Genomic DNA, 22,189 nt, shown 5'->3' with positions numbered 1-22,189 from the left:
GCTCGCCGCGTTGACAAGCCGCCGAGGGAGCAGGATACCCCGCCCGTCATGGCCCAATCCTCCAAGCAGAGCGTCAAGAAGCTCGCCGTCATCGCCCACGATCTCGTGGCGACGGCGCTCGCGATCTGGCTCGTCTTCGTCATCCGCTTCGAAGGCCAGCAGCTCGAGGAGCATCTGCGCTATCTGCCGCGCTTCCTTCCGGCCTTCGTCGCCTATGGCGGCCTGGTCTATTGGCTGTTCTCGCTCTACCGCTCGAAATGGCGCTTCGCCTCGCTGCCGGACCTGTCGAACATCGTCAAGGCGAGCACGATCCTGACGCTGTCTCTGGTCGTGATCGACTATGTGCTGGTCTCGCCGGATTTCTATGGCGGCTTCTATTTCGGCAAGATCAGCATCGCGCTCTACTGGCTGGTCCAGATCGCCCTGCTGGGCGGGCCGCGGCTGGCCTACCGCTATTTCAAATACTCCCGCTCCCGCCACCAGGCCGCACGCGAGGCGTCGCACCCCGCGCTGCTGCTCGGGCGCGGCTTCGAGGTCGAGATGGTGATCCGGGCCATGGAGGCCGGCACCATGCGCAAGCTGCGACCGGCCGGCATCCTCTCGCCGCGCGCCGACGATCTCGGCCAATCGATCCGCGGCGTGCCCGTGCTCGGCCTGCTGTCGCAGATCGAGCAGATCGCCGGAGACGCGGCCGAGCGCGGCGAAGGCTTCCGCCGGATCGTCGCGACCCCGAGTGCGCTCCTGCCCGAGGCGGAGCCGGACAAATGGCTGGCGCGGACCCGCAAGCTCGCACTGCCGATCTCGCGCATCGACAGCCTCGGAGAAGGCGGCGCGCGCGATACCGAACTGGCCCCGCTCGAGATCGAGGATCTGCTCGTCCGCTCGACGGTCCGGATCGACCGTGAGCGGCTGGGTGCCTTCCTGAAGGACAAGCGCGTCATCGTCACCGGCGGCGGCGGCTCGATCGGCTCCGAGATCTGCCTGCGCTGTGCCGCCTTCGGCGCGGCCGAACTGCTGATCGTCGAGAGTTCGGAGCCTGCCCTTTTCCAGATCACCGAGCAGCTCAGCGTCCAGGAGCATGCCACGGTCGTGGCGGGCGTCCTGGCGGATGTGCGCGACCGGGACCGGATCACCGCGCTGTTCACCGCCTTCGCGCCCGACATCGTGATCCACGCGGCGGCGCTCAAGCATGTGCCCTATCTCGAGGCGGACTGGAGCGAGGGCGTCAAGACCAACATCTTCGGCTCGGTCAACGTCACCGACGCGGCGATTGCGGCCAATGCCAAGATCTTCGTGCTGATCTCGACCGACAAGGCGATCGAGCCCGTCTCGATGCTGGGGGCGACCAAGCGCTTCGCCGAGATGTATGCGCAATCGCGCGATGCCGAATTCGTCGCGGCCGCCGCCGGCATGCGTCTCGTGGCCGTGCGCTTCGGCAATGTGCTGGGCTCGGTCGGCTCGGTGGTGCCGAAATTCAAGGCGCAGATCGCGCGCGGCGGGCCGCTGACCGTCACCAGCCCCGACATGATCCGCTACTTCATGACCATCCGCGAGGCCTGCGACCTCGTGCTGACGGCTGCCTCGCATGCCCGTTCCGACGGACCGGAGGAGGAGCGGGCCGCGGTCTATGTACTGAAGATGGGCCAGCCCGTGCGCATCATGGACCTGGCCGAGCGGATGATCCGCCTCGCCGGCTTCGAGCCGGGCGAGGACATCGAGATCATCGTCACCGGCGTCAGGCCCGGCGAGCGCATGAACGAGATCCTCTTCGCCCGCGACGAGCCGATGGCCGAGACCGGGCTCGACGGCGTCATGGCGGCCAAGCCCGTCTTCGCCAACCGCGCGCGCCTGCAGGGCTGGCTGACACGGCTCGAGGTGGCGCTCAAGGCCGATGACCGGACGGCGGCGGATGCGATCCTCGACGAGGCGATCCCGGATTTCAGCCTGCGGCAGACCGCTGCGCCAGGCGACGCAGCGCCGAAGCCGTCTCGGCTGGCGGCCGCCAGCCAGCCCTGAGCAGACCCTCGGGCCGCGCCACGAGGCTGCCAGCGAGCTTGGCGAAGGCCTCCCGCCGCCCCGCCAGCCGCGCGCCCCACCGCAGCAGCCCCATCGGCACCGCGATCAGGCCCGGCCCCCGACCGAGGCCGGCCCGCAGCGCGGTCAGGATCGCGGCGACGCCGATCGGCTCCGGATCGGCCAGGGTGAAGGCCCGCCGCACCGGGCAGCGAGCCGTCAGGGCAAAGAGAACCGCATCGGCCAGGTTCTCGACCGCCAGCAGCGAGCGCGGCGCCGTCAGCGCGCCGAGCGGCAGGGGCAGCGGCAGGCGCGCCAGCCGGACCAGCGCCGCCATGTTGGCCTTGACCCCCGGCCCGTAGACCAGCACCGGGCGCAACGCCACCCAGTCCAGATCGAGACCGGCGAGCCCCTGCTCGGCGGCGAGCTTGGAGCGGCCATAGGCATCGTCGGGCGCCGGCAGATAGTCCTCGCGCAGCGGCGGGCCGTCGAAGGCCCCCGTCTGCGCCTTGATCGACGAGATGAAGACGAAGCGCGAAACACCGGCCCGGTAGGCCGCCTCCGCGAGGGCGAGCGTCGCCTGCGTGTTGATTTGCCGGTAAAGCGCCTCGTCGAGGCCCGGCCCGGCATGGGCGAGACCGGCGAGGTGGACGACATGGGAGACGCCCGCCAGCGCGGCCGTCCAGTCGACGGGCGCGGCGAGATCGCCGGTGACGACGCCCTCGGTTCCCGGCGGCGGCTCGGCCGCTTTTCTCTGGGCGACACGGACGCGGTATCCGGCCGCCAGCAGCGCCGCGACGACATGGGGGCCGACGAAGCCACCGGCCCCGGTGACGAGAACGCGCTCGCCGTTCATGCGGAGGCCGCCGGCCGCGCGAAGCGCCGCAGCAGCAGCCCCGTCAGGAGCACAGCCGCGGCCAGGCAGGCGAGTTGCACCCATAACACCGGCAGCAGCAGCGTCAGGCCCGCCAGCAGGACGAGGGCGAGATTGAGCCCGGCCACCTGCGTCACCACGGCCAGGACGGCGTGGCCATTGGTCGTCGCCTGCTGGTAGAAGTGCGAGCGATGCGCCTCCCAGACGCGCTCCCGCCGCGCCAGCCGGCGCAGCAGCGTCAGCGTGGCGTCGGCGACAGGGTAGAGCGGCAGGATCAGTGCCGCCGCCAGCGCCCCGTTCCCGGCCAGCCGGTAGAGCAGATAGGCGCCGAGCAGGCCGATCGGGAGCGAGCCGACATCGCCCAGGAAAAGGCGCGCCACCGGCTTGTTGAAGGGCGCGAAGCCGATCAGCCCGCCGCACAGCGCCGCCGCCAGCGCTCCCGTCGCCGGATCGACGATGCCGAAGGCGCCGGCAAGCGCGAGCGCGCCGGCCAGCGGCACGAAGCCGGCGACCGTGATCCAGTCGAGCCCGTCGATGAAGTTCGTCAGGTTCACGAACCAGAGGCCGGCGAGCAAAGCGAGCAGACGCTCGACCGCGAGGGGCATCGTTGCGGGAAACAGCCGGATGTCGGGGGCCGCATAAACGATCACGACCGCGACGCAGAGCGCTTGCAGCCCGAGGCGCAGGCCGGGCGAGAGCGGGCGGATGTCGTCCCAGGCTCCCACCAGCGCGAGGGCGGCGCTCGCGGCGAGTACGAAGCCGAGGCTGCCGGCGCCGGCAGCCGGCGGCACGACCGCCAGGATCAGGCCGAGCGCCGCGCAGATGCCGCCGAGGACCGCGATGCCTCCGCCCTGGGGCGTGGGGATGCGATGGCTCGAGCGGGCATTGGGCCGGGCCAGCGCATAACGCACCAGCAGGGGTCGCAGCAGGACGCAGAGCAGCGCCGATACGGCGGCGGCGGCCACGAGGACCAAAAGGAGAGCGAAGGCCTGAGTCACGATACAGATAACCGGAACGATGTCCGGCCATCCCTAGAGCATGACGAGGGGCAACGGGAGCCCATTCCCGCCCGCAAGGTGGGAGTCGCGCTTGCGCCTTGTCAGAATCGGCACAAAGAGGGAACATGCTCGAATGTCCATCATCGACCTTCCCCTGGAGCGGGTTCCGCGCCGGCCCGACATCACCCGCGGAGTCTGCCGCGGCGCCGCCCGACACCTGCGCGAGCGGGGCTATGCGACGGTCACCGAAATGACTTTCGCGAACGGCCGCCGCGCCGATATCGTCGCGCTGTCACCAGCGGGGGACCTGCTGGTCGTCGAGGTCAAGTCGGGCATCGAGGATTATCGCATCGACGGCAAATGGCCGGATTATCGCGAGTACTGCGATGCCTTCCTCTTCGCCGTGGCGCCGGAATTCCCGGCAGAGATCCTGCCCGAGGATGTCGGCCTGATCGTGGCCGACAGCTATGGCGGCGCGCTCATCCGGGAGGCGCCGCGCCATCCGCTCGCGCCGGCCCGGCGCAAGGCGCTGACCATCGCCTTCGGCCGGCTGGCGGCCGCGCGGCTGGCGGGATGGGAGGATCCCGCTACGCTGCGATAGACGGCAAAGCAGCAGGCCAGGCGCTGCCGTCAGCGCGGGGCGCGTTTGGCGAGGATGCGCTGCAGGGTGCGGCGGTGCATGCCCAGGCGTCGTGCCGTCTCGGAGACGTTGCGGTTGCAGAGCTCGTAGACGCGCTGGATATGCTCCCAGCGGACCCGGTCCGCCGACATCGGATTTTCCGGCGGCTGCGGTCGCGCATCGCGCGCGGCTGCGAGAGCCGCATGGATCTCGTCCGCATCCGCCGGCTTGGCCAGGAAGTCGAAGGCGCCGAGCTTCACGGCGCTGACGGCGGTGGCGATGTTGCCATAGCCCGTCAGGACGACGCCGCGCGCCTCGGGCCTGCGTTCCTTCAGCCGGGCGATGACATCGAGGCCGTTGCCGTCGGCGAGCCGCAGATCGATCACCGCGAAGGCCGGCGCCCGATCGTCCACCGCCGCGATGCCGGCGCTGACGCTGTCGGCGACACGCACGGCATAGCCCCGGCTCTCCATCGCCCGCGCCAGACGGGTCAGAAAGGGCTTGTCGTCGTCGACCAGCAGCAGCGACATGTCCGCCACCGCCGCGACCGGGAGCTGTTCGGTGAGCATGTCCTGAATCATCACGTCCTCCGGCCCGCCCCTGTCCCGGAAACCTCGGCCAGGGGTTCGGCCGCGCTGCGGGTTGGACGGGCTCTCATGAGCCAACTCTATGTAGGATCGCCGGTTCCGGCTTGTTAGGGCCTGCGGGCGGCAGATCGATCTCGAAGGCTTCGCGCGGCCAGGTGATGCGTACGCATGCCCCGGTCGCCGGTGCGGGGCGGTTCGAGAACTCGATCACCGCCCCGCCCCGCTCCAGCAAGGTCTTGGCGATGAAGAGCCCGAGCCCGAGCCCGCCGCCTGCGCGCGTTTCGCCGGCTCCATTGGTGAGATAGGGATCCCCGGCCCTCAGCAGGACGTCGGGCGGAAAGCCCGGGCCGTCATCCGCAATGGTGAGCATGACCTGTTCCTGGTTCCATTCGGCCGTGATCGTCACAGTCGACCGCGCGAAATCGACGGCATTGTCTACGATATTGCCGAGCCCATAGATCATGCCCGGATTGCGGCGGCAGACCGGCTCGGGCTTCTCGCCGGTCATCACGATCTCGAAGGGCACGCCGAAGGGGCGCTGCGGGCCGGCCGCCTCCTCGATGAGCAGGCGCAGGCCGAGCCGATCGAGCGGACCGCCATCGTCGTCCTGCAGAGAGGCGAGCTTACCGAGGATGCCGCGGCAACGCTCGACCTGCTCGCGCAGGAGGGCGATGTCGTCGGCCATCTCCCCCTCCGGCGGGGCCAGCCGCGCCAGTTCCTTGGCGACGAGCGCGATGGTCGCGAGCGGCGTGCCCAATTCATGGGCAGCGGCAGCCGCCAGACCGTCGAGCTGCGAGAGATGCTGTTCGCGCGCCAGAACGAGTTCGGTCGCCGCCAGCGCATCCGAGAGATCGCGCGCTTCCTTGGCGACCCGCCAAGCATAGATGCCGGTGAAGCCGAGGCCGAGCACGAGGGCCGCCCAACTGCCGATCTGATAATATGGGGGCAGTACCGGCCGGTCGGGCCCGGCCCAGGGCAAAGGCAGGTGGACGAGACTGACCAGCGTTGCCGCCGCAATGGCGATGACGCCGAGCAGGAGAGTCCGCTGCGGCGGCAGCGCGGTGGCCGAAATCATCACCGGCGCCAGCAGCAGGATCGAGAACGGGTTCTGGAGCCCGCCGGTGAGGTACAGCAGCACCGAAAGCTGCACGATGTCGAAGGCGAGCAGCGCCGTCGCCGCGCCCGGCTTCAGCCGGTGGCTGAGCGGAAAGCGAATGCGCAGCGCGATGTTCAGCCAGGACGAGACGGCAATCGCCGTGAAGCACCAGCCGAAGGGCAGGGAGAACCCAAGCCCGAAATGCACGCCTGCCACGGCCAGGCTCTGGCCGGCGATGGCGAGCCAGCGCAGACGCACCAGCGTGTCGAGACGCAGATGACGATTCACGCGGCCCAGGGCGAGTGTCGTAACGTCAAACGAGGTCATGACCGTGTCTGAACCATGGGCGATGCAGGGGTCAAGCGCAGCCCGCCGGAGCACGACAAACTGGGGGCAATCGTCATGAGAGGGAAATCTTAGCCTTTTGAAGGGTTGAATGAGAACAAATTAGGCATAGGCTGCGTTCATGTTGCGGCGCGGCATCGACGTGGCGCCGGAAGGATCGAATTCGCATGTATGGAGCTGCCATGTCGTTCGCTTACCATGCCTATGAAGCGGCTCACATGATGCTCAGCCCGGCCCGGAGTGTCTCCGACGCGCTGCATCTCGCCTTCCGCAATCCCGCCAATCCGATGACCTACACGCCGATGGGGCGGACCATCGCCGCCTCCTGCGAGCTGTTCGAGCGGACGACGCGCCGCTACGGCAAGCCGGCCTTCGGCCTGTCGGAAACCACCATCAACGGCGTCAAGGTCGCGGTCGAGGAGCGCGTGGTCTGGGAACGCCCCTTCTGCCGGATGGTGTATTTCGACCGCCGCATCGAGGGGCGCCGCAAGCCGCAGCCGAAAGTCCTGATCGTCGCCCCGATGTCGGGCCATTACGCGACGCTGCTGCGCGGCACGGTCGAGGCCTTCCTGCCGGGACACGAGGTCTACATCACCGACTGGATCGATGCCCGGCTCGTGCCGCTGATGGCGGGCCGCTTCGATCTCGACGACTATATCGACTACGTCATCGCCATGCTCCAGATGCTCGGGCCGGAAACCCATGTGATGGCCGTCTGCCAGCCCTCGGTGCCGGTGCTGGCCGCGGCCGCCCGGATGGAGGCCGAGGGTGACGACTGCGCCCCGCGCTCGATGACGCTAATGGGCGGACCGATCGACACCCGCCGCTCGCCCACCGCGGTGAACTGCCTGGCGATGGAGCGCGGCACGGACTGGTTCCGCCGCAACTGCATCACCAAGGTGCCCTTCCCGCACCCGGGCACGTTCCGGGACGTCTATCCCGGATTCATGCAGCTCTCCGGCTTCATGGCGATGAACATCGACCGCCATGTCAGCGCCCATTACGAGATGTACAAGCACCTGATCGCCGGCGACGGCGACTCGGCGGAGAAGCATCGCGACTTCTACGACGAGTACATGGCGGTGATGGACCTGACCGCCGAGTTCTATCTCCAGACCGTCGAGACGGTGTTCGTCGAGCATGCGCTGCCCAAGGGCACGATGATGCATCGCGACAAGCCGGTGGACTGCACGGCGATCCGCCGCGTCGCGCTGATGACGGTAGAGGGCGAGAAGGACGACATCTCCGGCGTCGGCCAGACCCAGGCCGCCCATGACCTCTGCCCGAACATCCCCGACGACAAGCGCGTGCATTATCTCCAGATGGGCGTCGGCCATTACGGCGTCTTCAACGGCTCGCGCTTCCGCTCCGAAATCGCCCCCCGGATCGCCGACTTCATGCTGACGCTCGACATGGAGGCCGCCAAGGGCCGCCGCGAGGCGAGCGCCGGCGCGGCGCGCAAGGGGCTGAAGATCGCGAGCTGAGGCTCTCGCGGTGGTTTTGGCTGCCGCTTGATCGACCACGCAAGGAACACCCGCCATCCCGGATCGACCGGGATGGCGGGTGTTTTCACGTTGGACTCAGCGGAAGAAGATCACCGTCTGGATGAGGAAGATCGGGATCAGGATCGCGCCCGACCAGGCCATGTAGCCGAAGAAGCTGGGCATCCTGACCTTCCGGTCCTTGGCGATGGCGTAGACCATGAAGTTGGGTGCGTTGCCGATATAGGTGTTGGCGCCCATGAAGACCGCGCCCGCCGAGACGGCCGCCAGCGTCAGCGCGCCCGTCGTCATCAGCACCTGGGGATCGCCGCCCGCCAGCTCGAAGAAGACGAGATAGGTCGGCGCATTGTCGAGGAATGATGAGAGCAGCCCGGTCAGCCAGAAATAGGCGACCGTGTTGTGGCTGCCGTCGGGATTGCTGACCAGCGCGACGAGGCCGGAGAAAGCGCCGTTGCGGCCGGCCTGCAGCATCGCAAGGACCGGGATGATGCAGACGAAGATGCCAGCGAAGAGCTTGGCGACCTCGAGGATCGGCCCCCAGCTGAATTCGTTGCCGGCCCGTACCGGCTTCGGCGTCAGCTTCAGCGAGAGACCCGCCAGGGCGAGCAGGACGATGTCGCGCACGAGGTTCTGGAGCTCGACCCTGGAGCCCAGGATGTCGAAGCCGATACCCGGCTTCCAACTCGCCGACATCAGGATGGCGCCGATGACGCCGCCGAGCAGGATGAAGTTGACCTTGCCATAGAGCTTGATGTCGCGGTCCGGCGTCGGGTCCCTCAGGGAGGGCATGCCCTCTTCCTTGCGGTAGAACCAATGATCCAGGGCGTAGAAGAGCGCCAGCAGGATCGCGACCGCCAGCAGCGTCTCCGGCAGGAGATGCGTCGTGGTCCAGAAGAAGCTCACGCCGCGCAGGAAGCCGAGGAAGAGCGGCGGGTCGCCGAGCGGCGTCAGCGAGCCGCCGATGTTGGAAACCAGGAAGATGAAGAAGACGACGACATGGACGTTGTGGCGCCGGTTGTCGTTGGCCCGCAGCACCGGGCGGATCATGATGATCGAAGCCCCCGTCGTGCCGACGAAGCTCGCCATCAGCGTGCCGATCGCCAGCAGGGCGGTGTTGGTGGCGGGCGTGCCGTGCAGGTTGCCCATAATCAGGATGCCGCCGGCGATCGTGAACAGGGCGAAGAGCAGGATGATGAAGGGAATGTATTCCAGCAGCGCCGTGTGGGCGAGAGCGGCGGCCGCCGGCTCGAATCCGCGCAGGGCGACCAGTGGCACGAGGACGAGAACAGCCCAGAACGCGGCGAACTTCCCGTAGTTCAGTTCCCAGAAATGCGAAAACAGGATCGGCCCCAGAGCGATCGACAGCAGCATGCCGGCGAAGGGCAGCGCCCAGAGCACGCCCATCGAGGCTCCGTCGATCCCGGCGGCGGCTAGGGCCGGGCCCGCCGGAAGGCAGAGCAGCAGGGCGACGGCGATCCCCGTCCGCCCGATCGTTCCAGCCATGCCCCCGCTCCACTTTTCCTGTGGTTGTCGCGATTTGTCGGGGGGACGGTTATACGATGGCCAGGGTGTCCGCAACCGAGCGAGGGGGGCCGGCTGAAGCCGCGGCGGCCGGATTTGCGCGGGCCGAATTTCGGGAGAATGATCATCTCTGTCGAGCGCGGAGTTCGCGCGATTCGGACCCTGCCATGTGCCGCTTCCTCGCCTATTCCGGCGTCCCCGTCTTTCTCGAGGATCTCGTCGCGGCCCCCTGCCACTCGCTGATCCACCAGTCGCTCCATGCCGCCGAGGCGAAGACCGGCACCAATGGCGACGGCTTCGGCGTCGGCTGGTATGGCGACCGGCCCGAGCCCGGCCAGTATCGCGAGGTGCGCCCGGCCTGGTCGGACGAGAACCTGCTCTCGATCGCGCGGCAGGTGCGCTCCCCGCTGTTCTTCGCGCATGTCAGGGCCGCGACGGGCACCGCCACGACGCGGGCGAACTGCCACCCCTTCGCCCATGGCCGGCATCTCTTCATGCATAACGGGCAGATCGGCGGCTACGGCCTGATTCGCCGCCGGCTCGAGGGGCTGATCCCCGATTCGCTTTATGGGGCCCGCGTCGGCACCACGGATTCGGAAGCCCTGTTCCTGCTCACGCTGGCGCGGATCGAGGAGGGGATGGCGCCCGCCATGGCGCTGGCGACCTCGCTCGGCGACGCGCTGGCGCTGATGCGGCAGGCCGGCACGAGCGAACCGCTGCGCTGCGCCGCGGCCCTCTCCGACGGCGAGACGATCCACGCGGTCCGCTGGGCGTCGGACCACAAGCCGCCGAGCCTCTATGTCTGCCAGCGCAGCGACAGCGTCGTCGTCGCTTCCGAGCCGGTGGATGCGGCGCGGGACTGCTGGCAGGCCCTGCCCTGCAACACGCTGGTCACGGTGTGCGCGGAAGCGGTCGCCATCGCGCCCTTCGAAGTGGGCCTGGCCGCGGCGGCCTGACGTCATTGATTTCGGTGGCGCAGATGAACCGGATGAAGGGCTCGCGCGATTAAGGATTGGTCGCTGCATCGCGGCTGAACACTTCGCCGCCCCGATCTCATCCCCTCCCAAAGGCCGTCGGGGCGGCGATACCCGCACGCAGGCGCGTATCACGCCGTTCGGCAGCGCGTCCGCGCCCCACGGCCGACGCCGTCGATCCGGATCAGGAGCTGAATTGAGAGGGAGATGGTGGAGCCAGGCGGAATCGAACCGCCGACCTCTTGAATGCCATTCAAGCGCTCTCCCAACTGAGCTATGGCCCCACTCTCAGCCGGCGGACATGGGGGTCGGCCGGGGTCTTTTCGGTTCCGGATCGCCGGGCTTTCGCCTCGGCTGGTCCCGGAACCGGGTCGCCGCGTCAGCGGCGAAGCGCTCTATAGGCGGGAGCGGAGGAAGACTCAAGCGCCGAATGTCGCCTGATCGTCATTCTTTTTCGCCGCTCCGGCGGGAGGCGTTCAGACGTCCTCGTCGCCCTCGATGTCGCCATCGATCAGGTCGGCGACGTCGTCGTCGCCTTCCTCGTCCTCTTCCAGGAAGGTGTCGTCATCGGGCGCGACGTCGTCCTCGACCTCGATGTCGTCCTCGCTGGTGACGACGGCGTCCTTCTCGGTCGCCTCGGCATCGGCCTCGTCGAGCGAGACGAGCTCGACGGCGCTGTCGGCGGTCTCGGCCTCGTCCTCGTCCTCATCGGGCTTGGCTGCGGCGGCGGCCGCCGCCTTGGCCTGCGGCTCGAACATCGAGCGCGGATAGGACTGTCCCGTGTAAGGCGAGACGATCGGGTCCTTGTTCAGGTCGTAGAATTTGCGCCCCGTCGTCGGGCAAACGCGCTTGGTTCCAAGTTCCGGTTTCGCCACTGCGTCGGACCTTCAATCATTCATGTTCAGAAAAGCAGGCGCGTCCGTTAGTCGGGGCGGCCGGCCCTGTCAAATGCTGATTCGCAGGCCAGGGCATGAACCCGGCCGCAGCGGCGGGATTGCCTCACCCCCTCGAGCCGGCGCGGGAACCCAACGCGGACGTGACGCCTGCCCTGCGGGCATGCTAGGCCACGCCGTTTCCGATCGACCAGCCTGCAGAAGATGTCAACCGTGGCTCACGCTCAGACCCCCGTTCCCGTCTCCGCACGCCGTGGCGGCCCGCTGCGCGGACGCGTCCGCGTTCCCGGCGACAAGTCGATCTCGCACCGGGCGATGATTTTCGGGCTGCTCGCGATCGGCGAGACGAAGGTGACGGGGCTGCTCGAGGGCGAGGACGTCATGCGTACCGCCGAAGCGGCGCGTGCGCTCGGCGCGATCGTCCATCATGACGGGCCTGGCTCCTGGCGGGTCCGCGGCGTCGGCGTCGGCGGCCTGCGCGAGCCGGGCGGCACGCTCGACTTCGGCAATGCCGGCACGGGCTCGCGGCTGATGATGGGCGTCTGCGGGTCGCACCCGATCACCACCACCTTCGACGGCGATGCCTCGCTGCGGAAGCGGCCGATGCGCCGCATCCTCGATCCGCTGGAGCTGATGGGGACGGTGATCGTCTCGCAGGAAGAGGGCGGGCGCGTGCCCCTGACCCTGCGCGGGCCGCAGGAGGCACTGCCGATCAGCTACCGCACGCCGGTCGCCTCGGCGCAGATCAAGTCGGCCGTGCTGCTGGCCGGCCTCGCCGCGCCGGGCGAGACCACGGTGATCGAGACGGAGGCGACGCGCGACCACACCGAGAAGATGCTGACCCATTTCGGCGCGCAGGTGACGGTCTCGTCCGAGGGCGAGCATGGCCGCCGCATCGTGCTGAAGGGCCAGCCCGAACTGCAGGCGGCGCCGATCGTGGTGCCGGCCGATCCGTCTTCGGCCGCCTTCCCGCTGGTCGCCGCTCTGATCGTGCCGGGCTCCGACGTGCTGATCGAGAGCGTGATGACCAATCCGCTGCGCTCGGGGCTCCTGACCACGCTGCGCGAAATGGGCGCCGACATCACCGTCGAGAGCGAGGCGAACGAAGGTGGCGAGGCGGTGGCGACGCTGCGGGTGCGCGCGTCGGGCCTGAAAGGCGTGACGGTGCCGCCCGAACGCGCTCCCTCGATGATCGACGAATATCCGGTTCTGGCCGTCGCGGCCTCCTTCGCGACCGGGACGACGCGGATGCGCGGCCTGCAGGAGCTGCGCGTCAAGGAATCGGACCGGCTGGCGGCGGTCGCGGCGGGGCTGAAGGCGGCGGGCGTGACCTGCGCCATCGAGGGCGACGATCTGGTCGTCGAGGGCTCGGGCGGCGCGGTCGCCGGCGGCGGCACCGTCGCCACCCATCTCGACCACCGCATCGCGATGAGCTTCCTCGTCATGGGCCTGGCAACGGACAAGCCGATGCAGGTCGACGACGGCGCGATGATCGCGACGAGCTTTCCGAGCTTCATCGCCCTGATGAACGGGCTCGGGGGTGAGATCGGATGACGCAACCGGCTCCAGGGCTGGTCATCGCGGTCGATGGCCCGGCTGCCTCGGGCAAGGGCACGCTGGCGCGCCGGCTCTCGACGCATTACGGCCTGCCCTATCTCGACACCGGCCTGCTCTACCGGATGGTGGCGCGGGCCATGCTCGACGCCGGGCATGATCTGCGCGACGCGACCGCCGCCGGCGAGATCGTGTCCCGCTTCGACGAGGGCGCCTTCGCCGAGGAGGCCCTGCGTGGCCGCGAGATCGGCGAGGCCGCCTCGGTGGTGGCGGCGATGCCGGCCGTGCGCAGCGGGCTGATCGAGCGGCAGCGACGGTTTGCGGCGCAGGCGGGCGGCGCGGTCCTCGACGGGCGCGACATCGGCACGGTGATCTGCCCGCAGGCGCAGGCCAAGCTCTTCGTCACCGCCACGCCGGAGGTGCGCGCCGCGCGGCGCCACAAGGAGCTGACCGGGCGCGGGGAGCCTGCCCCTTTCGACGGCATCCTGGCCGATATCCGCCGGCGGGACGCCCGCGATGCGGGGCGCAGCGACGCGCCGCTGAAGGCCGCGGAGGATGCGGTGGTCCTCGATACCTCGGCCCTGACGGTCGACGAGGCGCTCGCCGCCGCGATCGCGATCATCGAACACCAGCGGGGCTCGCTTCCGGCGGTGCCTTCTCACGGAGCGGTGACCGCCCGCCTTTAAGGCTTGGAACGAATCGAAAGCAGGAGCACAGTTCCGTCACGACGAGATGACGGAGGTGGCGATGCGGCGTTGGCTGTGCGGTCTCTTGAGTCTGGCTGCGGCCGCGATCCCGGCCATGGCCCATGCCCAGCCGGCGGCCGGCCCGCCCGAAGAGGTCGATGTCGCGCTGGTGCTGGCGGTCGACGTCTCGTTCTCGATGGATCTTGACGAGCTCGCCTTGCAGCGCAACGGCTATATCGAGGCCTTCCGCTCCAAACCGCTGCACGACGCCATCGCCAAGGGGGCGATCGGCAAGATCGCCGTGACCTATTTCGAATGGGCCGGCGGCCACTTTCAGCATGTCGTCAAACCGTGGACGATCATTGATACGCCGCAATCGGCCATCGCCTTCGCCGAGGAACTCGGCGAGGCCCAGACCCGGCGGGGACGGCGAACATCGATCTCGGCCGCGATCGATCTCGGCGTCCAGCTGATCGAGCAGGCGAATGTGGTGCCGCTGCGCAAGGTGATCGACATCTCCGGAGACGGCGCCAACAATGACGGGCGTCCCGTGACCGTCGCCCGCGACGAGGCTGCCGCCAAGGGCATATCCATCAACGGCCTGCCGGTCCTGCTGAAGCAGGCGAGCTATTTCGACCTCGACAATCTCGACATCTATTACAAGGACTGCGTCGTCACCGGGCCAGGCGCCTTCGTCATCCCGATCCGCGAGCGCCACCAGTTCGTCGACGCGACGCGCACCAAGCTAATTCGCGAGATCGCGGAGGTTGTCCCCGAAGGGCTCGGTCTGGTCCAGAAGGCTCAGTCGACCGGCACCAACGCCAGCTGTTTGGCCGGCGAGCGGCAATGGCGCGACCGGATGGGGAATTGAAGGGGCATCAACACCGTCATGCTCGGGCTCGACCCGAGCATCTCTCCAACCAGCGCCCTTCCTTCTCGAGATTCTCGGGTCTGCGCTCCGCTTCGCCCGAGAATGACGGCAAGTCCCTCACGTTCCCCTTGGCTTGGCCCGGGTCGTCGGCGGGGCGGCTGCGGGATCGTCCGGCCAGGGATGGCGGGGATAGCGGCCCTTCATCTCGGATTTCACCGCCGCCCATGAGCCGCGCCAGAAGCCCGGCAGGTCGCGGGTGATCTGCACCGGCTTGTGGCCGGGCGAGAGCAGCTCCAGCACGAGCGGCACCCGCCCGCCCGCCAGCGCCGGGTGTTTCGACAGCCCGAACAGCTCCTGCACCCGCACGGAGATCGTCGGGCCGGCCTCGGCGGCATAGTCGACCGCCAGGCTGGAGCCGGTCGGCGCCGTGAAATGCGTCGGCGCCTCGGCTTCGAGCCGTCGCTTCAGCTCCCAGGGCAAGAGCTCGGCCAACGCCCCGTCGAGATCGCCGGGTTCGATCGCCGCCAGCGACGCCCGCCCGACGATGTGCGGCGCGAGCCAGAGGGCGGCATCGGAAGCCAGGCCTTCATCCGAGAGATCGGGCCAGGCATCGGTCGCACGAGCCTCCGTCGCGGCTCGTCGCAGAAAGCCGACGCGCTCGCGCAACTGCCGCTGGGCCTTCGTCCAGGGCAGCAGGCCGATGCCGAGCGCGGCGATGCCTTCTGCCAGGACGGTCGCGTTCGCCAGCGTCGGCTCGGCCGGGAGTGGCCGCTCGGCCAGGCTGAGAGCGCCATAGCGCCTGACCGCCCGGACACGGAGCGCGCGGGCGGTGCGGTCGAAGCTCGTCTCGCTGCGGTCCTCGATCGCGAAGGGCGACAGTCCTTCGGCGACGAGCCAAGCGATGTCTTGCTCGGTGAAGGGTGCAGCCGAGAGAATGCGCGCCTGTTGGGCCGCGCCGGTCATCTCCGCGACCACGAGATGGATTTCGCGGGCGAGACGCTGGGACGGCTCCAGCGTCGCGCCGCGGCCATTGGCGAGGAGATACTGCCCCGAACCCGTGCTGCGCGCTTTGGCGACCCGCTCGGGGTATGCGAAGGCAAGAAGGAGCCCCGTCGAGAGGGTTTCGCCGGGGCCGGTCGGGCCTGCAGCCCGCTCGGCGGCGCGAGCCCAGCCCTCGGCCAGGCGGCGCATATCGGCGGCGCGGCCGCCTCTCTCCCGTTCCAGCCGGTCGAGCCGCTCCGACAGGTCGATCGCATCGCCTCCCAGGCCGCGCTCGACCAGCAGCGCCGCGAGCTGGGCCGCCGGGCCAGCCTGTCCGAACCGCGCGGCCACCACGACCATGCGGGCGAGGCGCGGCGGCAGCGGCAGGGTTTGAAGGGTGCGGCCTTCCGGCGTGATCCGGCTATCGCCATCCAGCGCGCCAATGCTGCTCAGAAGGCTGCGCGCCTCCTTCAGCGCCGGCGCTGGGGGCGGATCGAGGAAGGAGAGGCTGGTGGGGTCCGATACGCCCCAGGCGGCGCAGTCGAGCAGCAGCGGGGCGAGGTCGGCCGAGAGAATCTCGGGGCAGGCGAAGGCCTCCAGGGCGCCATTGCCGGCTTCCTCCCAGAGCCGGTAGCAAATGCCCGGCTCGGTGCGGCCCGCGCGGCCGCGGCGCTGGTCGCAGGCCGCGCGGCTGGCGCGACGGGTCTCGAGACGCGTCACGCCGAGATCGGGTTCGTAGACCGGGACGCGGGCAAGCCCTGAATCGATCACCACCCTGACGCCCTCGATCGTCAGCGAGGTCTCGGCGATGGCGGTCGCGAGCACGACCTTGCGGCGACCGGGCGGCGCCGGCAGCACGGCGCGGTCCTGCTCGGCCTGGTCGAGCGCGCCGTAGAGCGGCGCGATCTCGACGCTTTTGTCGCGGATGCGCTCGCGCAGGCGTTCCTCGACCCGCCTGATCTCGCCCTGGCCGGGCAGGAAGACGAGCTGCGAGCCGGGTTGCTCGTTCAGCGCCAGCAGCACGGCGTCCGCGACCTGGTCCTCGATCCGCTTCAGCGGGTCGCGGCCGAGATAGCGCGTCTCGACCGGAAAGGCCCGGCCCTGGCTCTCGATCACCTTCGCTTCGCCGAGAAGCTTTGCGACACGCGCGCCATCCAGCGTCGCCGACATCACCAGGATGCGCAGATCCTCGCGCAGGCCTCCTTGCGCATCGAGCGCGAGCGCCAGCCCGAAATCGGCATCCAGCGAGCGCTCGTGAAACTCGTCGAAGAGGACGGCCGCGACGCCGTCCAGCGCCGGATCGTCGAGGATCATCCGGGCGAAGACACCCTCGGTGACCACTTCGATGCGCGTCCTCGGGCCGATCTTCGAGCCCAGGCGGACGCGCAGGCCAATCGTCTCGCCGACACGCTCGCCCAGCGTCTGCGCCATGCGAGATGCGGCGCCACGCGCCGCCAGCCGGCGCGGCTCCAGCACGATCAGCTTGCTCCCCTTTGCCCAGGGCTCGTCGAGCAGGGAGAGCGGCACGCGTGTGGTCTTGCCGGCGCCGGGCGGCGCGACGAGCACGGCGTTCGGGCTGTTGCGCAGGGCGGCCGCGAGATCACCGAGAACGGCGTCGATCGGAAGGGGCGTGTCGAAGGCGCGCATGACCCCTGCGATGTGACGCAGCCCGCCAGCGCGCGCAAGCGCAACCCTCTCGCCAGCCCGCGCGCGCCATGCTAACCGCTCAGCCCATGACCGACACCCAGACCGCCACCGGCCAGGCTCGCATCCAGGCCCGTTTCCAGGCCTGCGCTGCCGAGGGCCGCGCCGCGCTCGTGACCTTCGTCACCGCGGGCGACCCCGACCTCGCCACCTCGGCTGCGATCCTGACCGCCCTGCCCGCCGCCGGCGCCGACATCATCGAGCTCGGCGTGCCCTTCACCGACCCGATGGCCGACGGCATCCCCGTCCAGCTCGCCGGGCAGCGCGCCCTGAAGGCCGGCCAGACGCTGAAGAAGACGTTGGCGATGGTCGCGGAATTCCGGGGCGCCGGGCACGACACGCCGATCGTGCTGATGGGCTACTATAATCCGATCTATGTCTATGGCGTCGAACGCTTCCTGCAGGATGCGCGCGCTGCGGGCGTCGACGGTCTCATCGTGGTCGATCTGCCGCCGGAGGAAGACACCGAGCTCTGCCTGCCGGCGCTGGAGGCGGGCGTGAGCTTCATCCGGCTGGCGACGCCGACGACCGACGACCGGCGCCTGCCCAAGGTGCTGCAGAATACCTCGGGCTTCGTCTACTATGTCTCGATGACCGGCGTGACCGGGGGCGCGATCACCAATTACGACGCGGTCGGCGATGCGGTGGCGCGGATCAAGCGCCACACGGACCTGCCGGTCGCCGTCGGCTTCGGCGTGAAGACGGCCCAGGACGCCGAAACCATCGCGCGGGGCGCCGACGGCGTCGTCGTCGGGTCGGCGCTGGTCGAGCGCGTGCGGCTCTCGCTCGATGCGCAGGGCAAGGCCACGGAAAAGACCGTTTCGGCTGTCACCTCGCTGGTGTCGGAATTGGCGGCGGGCATCCGCTCGGCCGCGAAGGCGGCGGCCTGAGGCCTCCGGCCTCCCCCCGTTGTCCGCGCCCCAACCGTCAGGGACCGATCCATGAACTGGATTTCCGAAGTCGTCCGGCCGCGCATCAAGACGCTGTTCAAGCGCGAGAGCCCGGAGAATCTCTGGATCAAATGCCCCGATTCCGGGCAGATGGTCTTCCACAAGGATGTCGAGGCCAATGGCTTCGTCATTCCCGGCTCCGACCACCACATGCGCGTCACCGCGCAGGATCGGCTGAAGCTGACCTTCGACGAGGGCAAGTGGCTGGACGTGCCGCTGCCCGAGGTCGCGACCGATCCGCTGAAGTTCCGCGACGAGAAGCGCTATGTCGACCGGCTGAAGGACGCCCGCGCCAAGACCGGAGCGACCGACGCCTTCAAGGTCGGCTATGGCCGGGTCAAGGGTTTCGCGCTGACCATCGCGGTGCAGGATTTCCACTTCATGGGCGGCTCGCTCGGCATGGCGGCCGGCGAGGCCTTCGTCAAAGGCGCACAGACCGCGATCGAGAAGAAGACGCCCTATGTCGTCTTCGCCGCCTCGGGTGGGGCACGCATGCAGGAGGGCATCCTGTCCCTGATGCAGTTGCCGCGCACGACTGTCGCGGTGCGGATGCTGCGCAAGGCCGGGCTGCCCTATATCGTCGTGCTGACCAACCCGACGACCGGCGGCGTCACGGCGTCCTACGCGATGCTCGGCGATATCCACATCGCCGAGCCGGGCGCGCTGATCGGCTTCGCGGGTCCGCGCGTGATCGAGCAGACGATCCGCGAAAAACTGCCCGAGGGCTTCCAGCGCGCCGAATATCTCAAGGACCACGGCATGGTCGACATGGTGGTTCACCGCCACGACCTGCCGGAGACGCTCGCCCGCCTCGGTCGCCTGCTCACGAAGCAGCCGGCCCCCGACCAGGACGCCAAGCCTGCGGCGCCGGCCGCACCGGTCGCCGAAGCCGTCTGAGGCGGCGTTCGGGATCATGGGGTCGTCCGATACGGTTCTCGCGCGGCTGCTGGCGCTGCATCCGAAGTTGATCGATCTCTCGCTCGGGCGGATCCTGACGCTGCTGGAGCGTCTCGGCGACCCGCAGAAGCGCCTGCCACCGGTCATCCATGTCGCCGGCACAAACGGCAAGGGCTCGACCATCGCCTTCATGCGGGCGATCCTCGAGGCGGCGGGGCTGCGCGTCCATGTCTATACCTCGCCCCATCTCGTGCGCTTCCACGAGCGCATCCGACTGGGGGCGCCCGGCGGCGGGCGCTTCGTCGACGAGGCGGTTCTGGTCGAAGCGCTGGAGCGCTGCGAGCGGGCCAATGCCGGAGATGCGATCACCTTCTTCGAGATCACCACCGCCGTCGCCCTGCTCCTCTTCGCCGAGCATGAGGCGGATGTCGTGCTGCTCGAGGTCGGCCTGGGCGGCCGCTTCGACGCCACCAATGTCATCGCCAACCCGGCCTGCACGGTGGTGACGCCGGTCTCGCTCGACCATGCCGAATATCTCGGCGACACCGTCACCAAGATCGCGGGCGAGAAGGCCGGCATCTTCAAGCGCGGCGCGCCCGCCGTCATCGCGCCGCAGGAGCCCGAGCCGACCGCGGTGCTCGAGGCCACTGCCGAGCGGGTCGGCGCTGCCAAAATCCTGATCGGCGCGCAGGATTTCTCGGTCCACGAGGCCGGCGGCCGGCTGGTCTACGAGGATGGCGACGGGCTGCTCGACCTGCCGCTGCCAAAACTCGCGGGCCGACACCAGCACGTCAACGCCGGCACGGCGATCGCCGCGCTGCGGGCGGCCGGCTATGGCGGACTGCCGGCCTCAGCCTTCGAGCAGGGCATGCTGAACGCCGACTGGCCGGCGCGGCTGCAGCGGATCGCGCGCGGCAAGCTCGCGGAACTGGTGCCCGGTCGCGCCGAACTCTGGCTCGATGGCGGACACAATCCCGATGGCGGCCGCGTGCTCGCCCAGGCCATGGCCGATCTCGCCGACCGCAACCCGGCACCGCTGGTGATGATCGCCGGCCTGCTCTCGACCAAGGATGCGGGCGCGACGCTGCGCCATTTCAAGGGGCTGGCGCAGATGTTGTTCGCCGTCCCGATCCAGAACCAGCTCGTCGCCCGGCCGGCCGAGGAGGTCGCGGTGCTCGCCCGCGCGGCCGGGCTCACGGCGGACATCGCGGGCTCCGTCGAACAGGCTCTGCGCGAGATCGCCGCGCGCGACTGGTCGGCCCCGCCGCGCATCCTGATCTGCGGCTCGCTCTATCTGGCGGGCGAGGTTCTGTCGGCGAACGGCACGCTGCCGACGTAACGAGGTCGCGCTCAGCGTTGAAAGGCCCAGGGGTCGAGCGTCGGGGCCCCACAACTGACAAAGTCGCCGACATTCCGGGTCACCACCGTCAAGCCATGAACAAGGGCGGTCGCCGCGATCATGGCATCGCGCTCAGGCTTTGGATCGGGGACATGCAACATGGCACAGCGCAACGCCACGGCTAGGTCCACCGCCAGGACCCGGCCGCTGAATTCGGGCAAAATCCGGTCCTTCAGCCAGCTGATCAGCATCGCGCCCTTGCGCTCATCCTTGCGCACGGCCCGCAGAGCGCCCCGTTCCAGCTCCAGAACGGTGATGGCGGACAGATACCAATCGTTGCGGTGCAGGCTTTCGGCCCACGCCAAGACGGATGGGTCGGCAATGCGTGGATTGCGCAGTTCCGAAATCACATTCGTATCGATGAGGAACATCAATCGAACTCGAACGGCTTGGACAGCGGCCCTTTCATTCTCTCGAATTCGAACGCGAAATCCGCTTCCGGCCTCGGATCAGCGATCGCTTGGGCCAGTGTCATGCCCCTCGAAGACAGTTTGCGATAATTCTCGATCGAGAGCAGTACGTGGGAGGGCCGGCCCCGATCGGTGATGAATACAGGTCCATCATGAGCCGCCTTTTTGGCTTTTCCGGTATCCTGATTGAACTCTCGGCTGGATAGCGTCGTTGGCATCGTGGCCTCCCCTGCATGCACACTGCTGGAGATCAATGTAGCGATGTTCCTACATTTTGAGAAGCGCCTTATGGAGACCTGCAATGGCCAAGGAGACGGTGATGCTGAAATCCTTCGGACCCACCGGCCGCGATGTTCCCGCCATCGGCCAGGGCAGCTGGTACATCGAACGCGGTGATCGCACGGAAGCCGTCGCGGCCCTGCGGCGTGGGCTCGATCTCGGCCTGACGCATCTCGACACGGCCGAGATGTATGGCGACGGGCGATCGGAGGCGATCATCGGCGAGGCGATCGCCGGGCGACGCGAGGAGGTCTTTCTGGTCTCGAAGGTGCTGCCGCACAACGCCTCGAAGGCCGGCGTACGCGCCGCCTGCGAAGGCTCGCTGCGCCATCTCAAGACCGACCGGCTCGATTGCTACCTGCTGCACTGGCGCGGGCCGCACCCGCTGGCGGAGACCTTCGCCGCCTTCGAGGCCCTGAAGGCCGAGGGCAAGATCCTGTCCTGGGGCGTCAGTAATTTCGACGAGGATGATCTGGACGAGGCGCTGGATGTGGCGGGCCCCGGCAAGATCGCCTGCAACCAGGTGCTCTACCACCTGCGCGAACGCGCGATCGAGCATGCGGTGATCCCCTGGTGCGAGCGGCACGGCGTCGCGGTGACCGCCTATAGCCCCTTCGGGCATGACGGTTTCCCAGCGGCGGGGAGCGCCGGCGGCCAGGTTCTGGCGGAGATCGCCGCGGTTCATGGCGCCAGCCCGCGGCAGGTCGCGCTCGCCTTTCTGACGCGCCGCGCCAGCGTCTTCGCCATCCCCAAGGCCGGGACGCGCGCCCATGTCGAGGACAATGCCGGCGCGCTGCGGCTCACGCTGACGGAAGACGACATCGCCCGCATCGACGCCGCCTTTCCGCGCGGACGAAAGCCGTCGTCGCTGCCGATGCTGTAGAGCATGCTGGTTTGGCACGGAAACACGCCGTCATCCCGGACAAGCCGCGAAGCGGCGCCGATCCGGGATCCATCATAGCGCTCCGGAGCCCTTCGATGGATCCCCGGGGCAGGCCCGGGATGACACCGTGGTTCCGAGATCACTCAGAATGCC

At 68.8% G+C, this 22,189-nt stretch carries 20 protein-coding genes and 1 tRNA gene; 11 read left to right on the top strand and 10 right to left on the bottom strand.

The features are described 5' to 3' along the window. Positions 1 to 48 precede the first annotated feature (48 nt). Positions 49 to 2,016, top strand: coding sequence for a nucleoside-diphosphate sugar epimerase/dehydratase (locus tag Q8M82_RS14535; protein ID WP_305692049.1), 1,968 nt, complete (start codon positions 49 to 51; stop codon positions 2,014 to 2,016). On the opposite strand, the gene Q8M82_RS14530 is transcribed toward Q8M82_RS14535, so the two are convergent. Together Q8M82_RS14530 and Q8M82_RS14525 are read right to left on the bottom strand one after the other, a co-directional pair. Continuing rightward, entirely contained in the window at positions 1,940 to 2,869 is a 930-nt protein-coding gene (locus Q8M82_RS14530; protein ID WP_305692048.1) for an NAD-dependent epimerase/dehydratase family protein, read from the bottom strand. The genes Q8M82_RS14535 and Q8M82_RS14530 overlap by 77 nt on opposite strands. Then, positions 2,866 to 3,885, bottom strand: coding sequence for an MraY family glycosyltransferase (locus tag Q8M82_RS14525; RefSeq protein ID WP_305692047.1), 1,020 nt, complete (start codon positions 3,883 to 3,885; stop codon positions 2,866 to 2,868). The genes Q8M82_RS14530 and Q8M82_RS14525 overlap by 4 nt, the downstream gene beginning before the upstream one ends. 133 nt (positions 3,886 to 4,018) lie before the next feature. On the opposite strand from Q8M82_RS14525, the gene mmcB reads away from it, so the two are divergent. After that, positions 4,019 to 4,486: a DNA repair putative endonuclease MmcB gene (gene mmcB / locus Q8M82_RS14520; RefSeq protein WP_305692046.1), complete on the top strand. Its 468-nt coding sequence runs from the start codon at positions 4,019 to 4,021 to the stop codon at positions 4,484 to 4,486. 29 nt (positions 4,487 to 4,515) lie between these two features. On the opposite strand, the gene Q8M82_RS14515 is transcribed toward mmcB, so the two are convergent. Beyond that, positions 4,516 to 5,085 carry an ActR/PrrA/RegA family redox response regulator transcription factor gene (locus Q8M82_RS14515; RefSeq protein ID WP_305692045.1) on the bottom strand — a complete coding sequence of 190 codons (570 nt, stop codon included), beginning with the start codon at positions 5,083 to 5,085 and terminating at the stop codon, positions 4,516 to 4,518. 73 nt (positions 5,086 to 5,158) lie between these two features. Then, positions 5,159 to 6,514, bottom strand: a complete 1,356-nt coding sequence (locus Q8M82_RS14510; RefSeq protein ID WP_305692044.1) for an ActS/PrrB/RegB family redox-sensitive histidine kinase — start codon at positions 6,512 to 6,514, stop codon at positions 5,159 to 5,161. 200 nt (positions 6,515 to 6,714) lie between these two features. Here Q8M82_RS14510 and Q8M82_RS14505 point away from each other — a divergent pair, with 200 nt between their 5' ends. Next, complete coding sequence (locus Q8M82_RS14505) at positions 6,715 to 8,016, top strand: polyhydroxyalkanoate depolymerase (protein WP_305692043.1); 1,302 nt, start codon at positions 6,715 to 6,717, stop codon at positions 8,014 to 8,016. Positions 8,017 to 8,112: 96 nt separating this feature from the next. Here Q8M82_RS14505 and Q8M82_RS14500 read toward each other — a convergent pair whose 3' ends face one another. Beyond that, on the bottom strand, positions 8,113 to 9,537 hold the full coding sequence (locus Q8M82_RS14500; RefSeq protein ID WP_305692042.1) for a sodium:proton antiporter: 1,425 nt from the start codon (positions 9,535 to 9,537) through the stop codon (positions 8,113 to 8,115). Between the two features lie 185 nt (positions 9,538 to 9,722). Here Q8M82_RS14500 and Q8M82_RS14495 point away from each other — a divergent pair, with 185 nt between their 5' ends. Beyond that, positions 9,723 to 10,511, top strand: a complete 789-nt coding sequence (locus tag Q8M82_RS14495; RefSeq protein WP_305692041.1) for a class II glutamine amidotransferase — start codon at positions 9,723 to 9,725, stop codon at positions 10,509 to 10,511. Positions 10,512 to 10,737: 226 nt separating this feature from the next. Here the strand turns inward: Q8M82_RS14495 and Q8M82_RS14490 are convergent. Continuing rightward, positions 10,738 to 10,813: transfer RNA gene (locus Q8M82_RS14490), tRNA-Ala, on the bottom strand. A 192-nt stretch (positions 10,814 to 11,005) separates the two neighbouring features. Beyond that, positions 11,006 to 11,404 carry a TIGR02300 family protein gene (locus Q8M82_RS14485; protein ID WP_305692040.1) on the bottom strand — a complete coding sequence of 133 codons (399 nt, stop codon included), beginning with the start codon at positions 11,402 to 11,404 and terminating at the stop codon, positions 11,006 to 11,008. A gap of 231 nt (positions 11,405 to 11,635) precedes the next feature. On the opposite strand from Q8M82_RS14485, the gene aroA reads away from it, so the two are divergent. The 3 genes from aroA (at position 11,636) to Q8M82_RS14470 (ending at position 14,533) form a co-directional block, all read left to right on the top strand. Further along, positions 11,636 to 12,976: a 3-phosphoshikimate 1-carboxyvinyltransferase gene (gene aroA, locus Q8M82_RS14480; protein ID WP_305692039.1), complete on the top strand. Its 1,341-nt coding sequence runs from the start codon at positions 11,636 to 11,638 to the stop codon at positions 12,974 to 12,976. 17 nt (positions 12,977 to 12,993) lie between these two features. Then, on the top strand, positions 12,994 to 13,662 hold the full coding sequence (cmk, locus tag Q8M82_RS14475; protein WP_305692073.1) for a (d)CMP kinase: 669 nt from the start codon (positions 12,994 to 12,996) through the stop codon (positions 13,660 to 13,662). Positions 13,663 to 13,777: 115 nt separating this feature from the next. Next, on the top strand, positions 13,778 to 14,533 hold the full coding sequence (locus Q8M82_RS14470) for a DUF1194 domain-containing protein (protein WP_305692038.1): 756 nt from the start codon (positions 13,778 to 13,780) through the stop codon (positions 14,531 to 14,533). Positions 14,534 to 14,650: 117 nt separating this feature from the next. Here the strand turns inward: Q8M82_RS14470 and hrpB are convergent, their stop codons facing one another. After that, positions 14,651 to 17,161: an ATP-dependent helicase HrpB gene (gene hrpB / locus Q8M82_RS14465; RefSeq protein ID WP_305692037.1), complete on the bottom strand. Its 2,511-nt coding sequence runs from the start codon at positions 17,159 to 17,161 to the stop codon at positions 14,651 to 14,653. An 86-nt stretch (positions 17,162 to 17,247) separates the two neighbouring features. On the opposite strand from hrpB, the gene trpA reads away from it, so the two are divergent. Genes trpA through Q8M82_RS14450 form a run of 3 tightly spaced genes read left to right on the top strand, consistent with a single transcriptional unit; the run spans position 17,248 to position 20,404 of the window. After that, on the top strand, positions 17,248 to 18,108 hold the full coding sequence (gene trpA, locus Q8M82_RS14460; protein WP_305692036.1) for a tryptophan synthase subunit alpha: 861 nt from the start codon (positions 17,248 to 17,250) through the stop codon (positions 18,106 to 18,108). 51 nt (positions 18,109 to 18,159) lie between these two features. Continuing rightward, on the top strand, positions 18,160 to 19,065 hold the full coding sequence (accD, locus tag Q8M82_RS14455; protein ID WP_305692035.1) for an acetyl-CoA carboxylase, carboxyltransferase subunit beta: 906 nt from the start codon (positions 18,160 to 18,162) through the stop codon (positions 19,063 to 19,065). Positions 19,066 to 19,081: 16 nt separating this feature from the next. Then, positions 19,082 to 20,404: a bifunctional folylpolyglutamate synthase/dihydrofolate synthase gene (locus Q8M82_RS14450; RefSeq protein WP_305692034.1), complete on the top strand. Its 1,323-nt coding sequence runs from the start codon at positions 19,082 to 19,084 to the stop codon at positions 20,402 to 20,404. Between the two features lie 11 nt (positions 20,405 to 20,415). Here the strand turns inward: Q8M82_RS14450 and Q8M82_RS14445 are convergent, their stop codons facing one another. Beyond that, positions 20,416 to 20,835 carry a type II toxin-antitoxin system VapC family toxin gene (locus Q8M82_RS14445; protein ID WP_305692033.1) on the bottom strand — a complete coding sequence of 140 codons (420 nt, stop codon included), beginning with the start codon at positions 20,833 to 20,835 and terminating at the stop codon, positions 20,416 to 20,418. Then, on the bottom strand, positions 20,835 to 21,092 hold the full coding sequence (locus Q8M82_RS14440) for a type II toxin-antitoxin system Phd/YefM family antitoxin (protein ID WP_305692032.1): 258 nt from the start codon (positions 21,090 to 21,092) through the stop codon (positions 20,835 to 20,837). The genes Q8M82_RS14445 and Q8M82_RS14440 overlap by 1 nt, the downstream gene beginning before the upstream one ends. Before the next feature lie 83 nt (positions 21,093 to 21,175). On the opposite strand from Q8M82_RS14440, the gene Q8M82_RS14435 reads away from it, so the two are divergent. Continuing rightward, complete coding sequence (locus Q8M82_RS14435; protein ID WP_305692031.1) at positions 21,176 to 22,036, top strand: aldo/keto reductase; 861 nt, start codon at positions 21,176 to 21,178, stop codon at positions 22,034 to 22,036. Positions 22,037 to 22,189: the final 153 nt, after the last annotated feature.

The sequence above is a fragment of the Allobosea sp. genome, from assembly GCF_030694325.1.
GTDB lineage: Bacteria > Pseudomonadota > Alphaproteobacteria > Rhizobiales > Beijerinckiaceae > Allobosea.
Note: the sequence above shows the minus strand (reverse complement) of the source record. Positions and strands in the feature narration are given on the sequence as shown.

Excerpts from the sequence above, each read along its gene's own strand:
- Q8M82_RS14535 (WP_305692049.1), top strand. The coding sequence starts at position 49 with ATGGCCCAATCCTCCAAGCAGAGCGTCAAGAAGCTCGCCGTCATCGCC.
- Q8M82_RS14530 (WP_305692048.1), bottom strand. The coding sequence starts at position 2,869 with ATGAACGGCGAGCGCGTTCTCGTCACCGGGGCCGGTGGCTTCGTCGGC.
- mmcB (WP_305692046.1), top strand. The coding sequence starts at position 4,019 with ATGTCCATCATCGACCTTCCCCTGGAGCGGGTTCCGCGCCGGCCCGAC.
- Q8M82_RS14515 (WP_305692045.1), bottom strand. The coding sequence starts at position 5,085 with ATGATTCAGGACATGCTCACCGAACAGCTCCCGGTCGCGGCGGTGGCG.
- Q8M82_RS14510 (WP_305692044.1), bottom strand. The coding sequence starts at position 6,514 with ATGACCTCGTTTGACGTTACGACACTCGCCCTGGGCCGCGTGAATCGT.
- Q8M82_RS14505 (WP_305692043.1), top strand. The coding sequence starts at position 6,715 with ATGTCGTTCGCTTACCATGCCTATGAAGCGGCTCACATGATGCTCAGC.
- Q8M82_RS14500 (WP_305692042.1), bottom strand. The coding sequence starts at position 9,537 with ATGGCTGGAACGATCGGGCGGACGGGGATCGCCGTCGCCCTGCTGCTC.
- Q8M82_RS14495 (WP_305692041.1), top strand. The coding sequence starts at position 9,723 with ATGTGCCGCTTCCTCGCCTATTCCGGCGTCCCCGTCTTTCTCGAGGAT.
- Q8M82_RS14470 (WP_305692038.1), top strand. The coding sequence starts at position 13,778 with ATGGCCCATGCCCAGCCGGCGGCCGGCCCGCCCGAAGAGGTCGATGTC.
- hrpB (WP_305692037.1), bottom strand. The coding sequence starts at position 17,161 with ATGCGCGCCTTCGACACGCCCCTTCCGATCGACGCCGTTCTCGGTGAT.
- trpA (WP_305692036.1), top strand. The coding sequence starts at position 17,248 with ATGACCGACACCCAGACCGCCACCGGCCAGGCTCGCATCCAGGCCCGT.
- accD (WP_305692035.1), top strand. The coding sequence starts at position 18,160 with ATGAACTGGATTTCCGAAGTCGTCCGGCCGCGCATCAAGACGCTGTTC.
- Q8M82_RS14450 (WP_305692034.1), top strand. The coding sequence starts at position 19,082 with ATGGGGTCGTCCGATACGGTTCTCGCGCGGCTGCTGGCGCTGCATCCG.
- Q8M82_RS14445 (WP_305692033.1), bottom strand. The coding sequence starts at position 20,835 with ATGTTCCTCATCGATACGAATGTGATTTCGGAACTGCGCAATCCACGC.
- Q8M82_RS14440 (WP_305692032.1), bottom strand. The coding sequence starts at position 21,092 with ATGCCAACGACGCTATCCAGCCGAGAGTTCAATCAGGATACCGGAAAA.
- Q8M82_RS14435 (WP_305692031.1), top strand. The coding sequence starts at position 21,176 with ATGGCCAAGGAGACGGTGATGCTGAAATCCTTCGGACCCACCGGCCGC.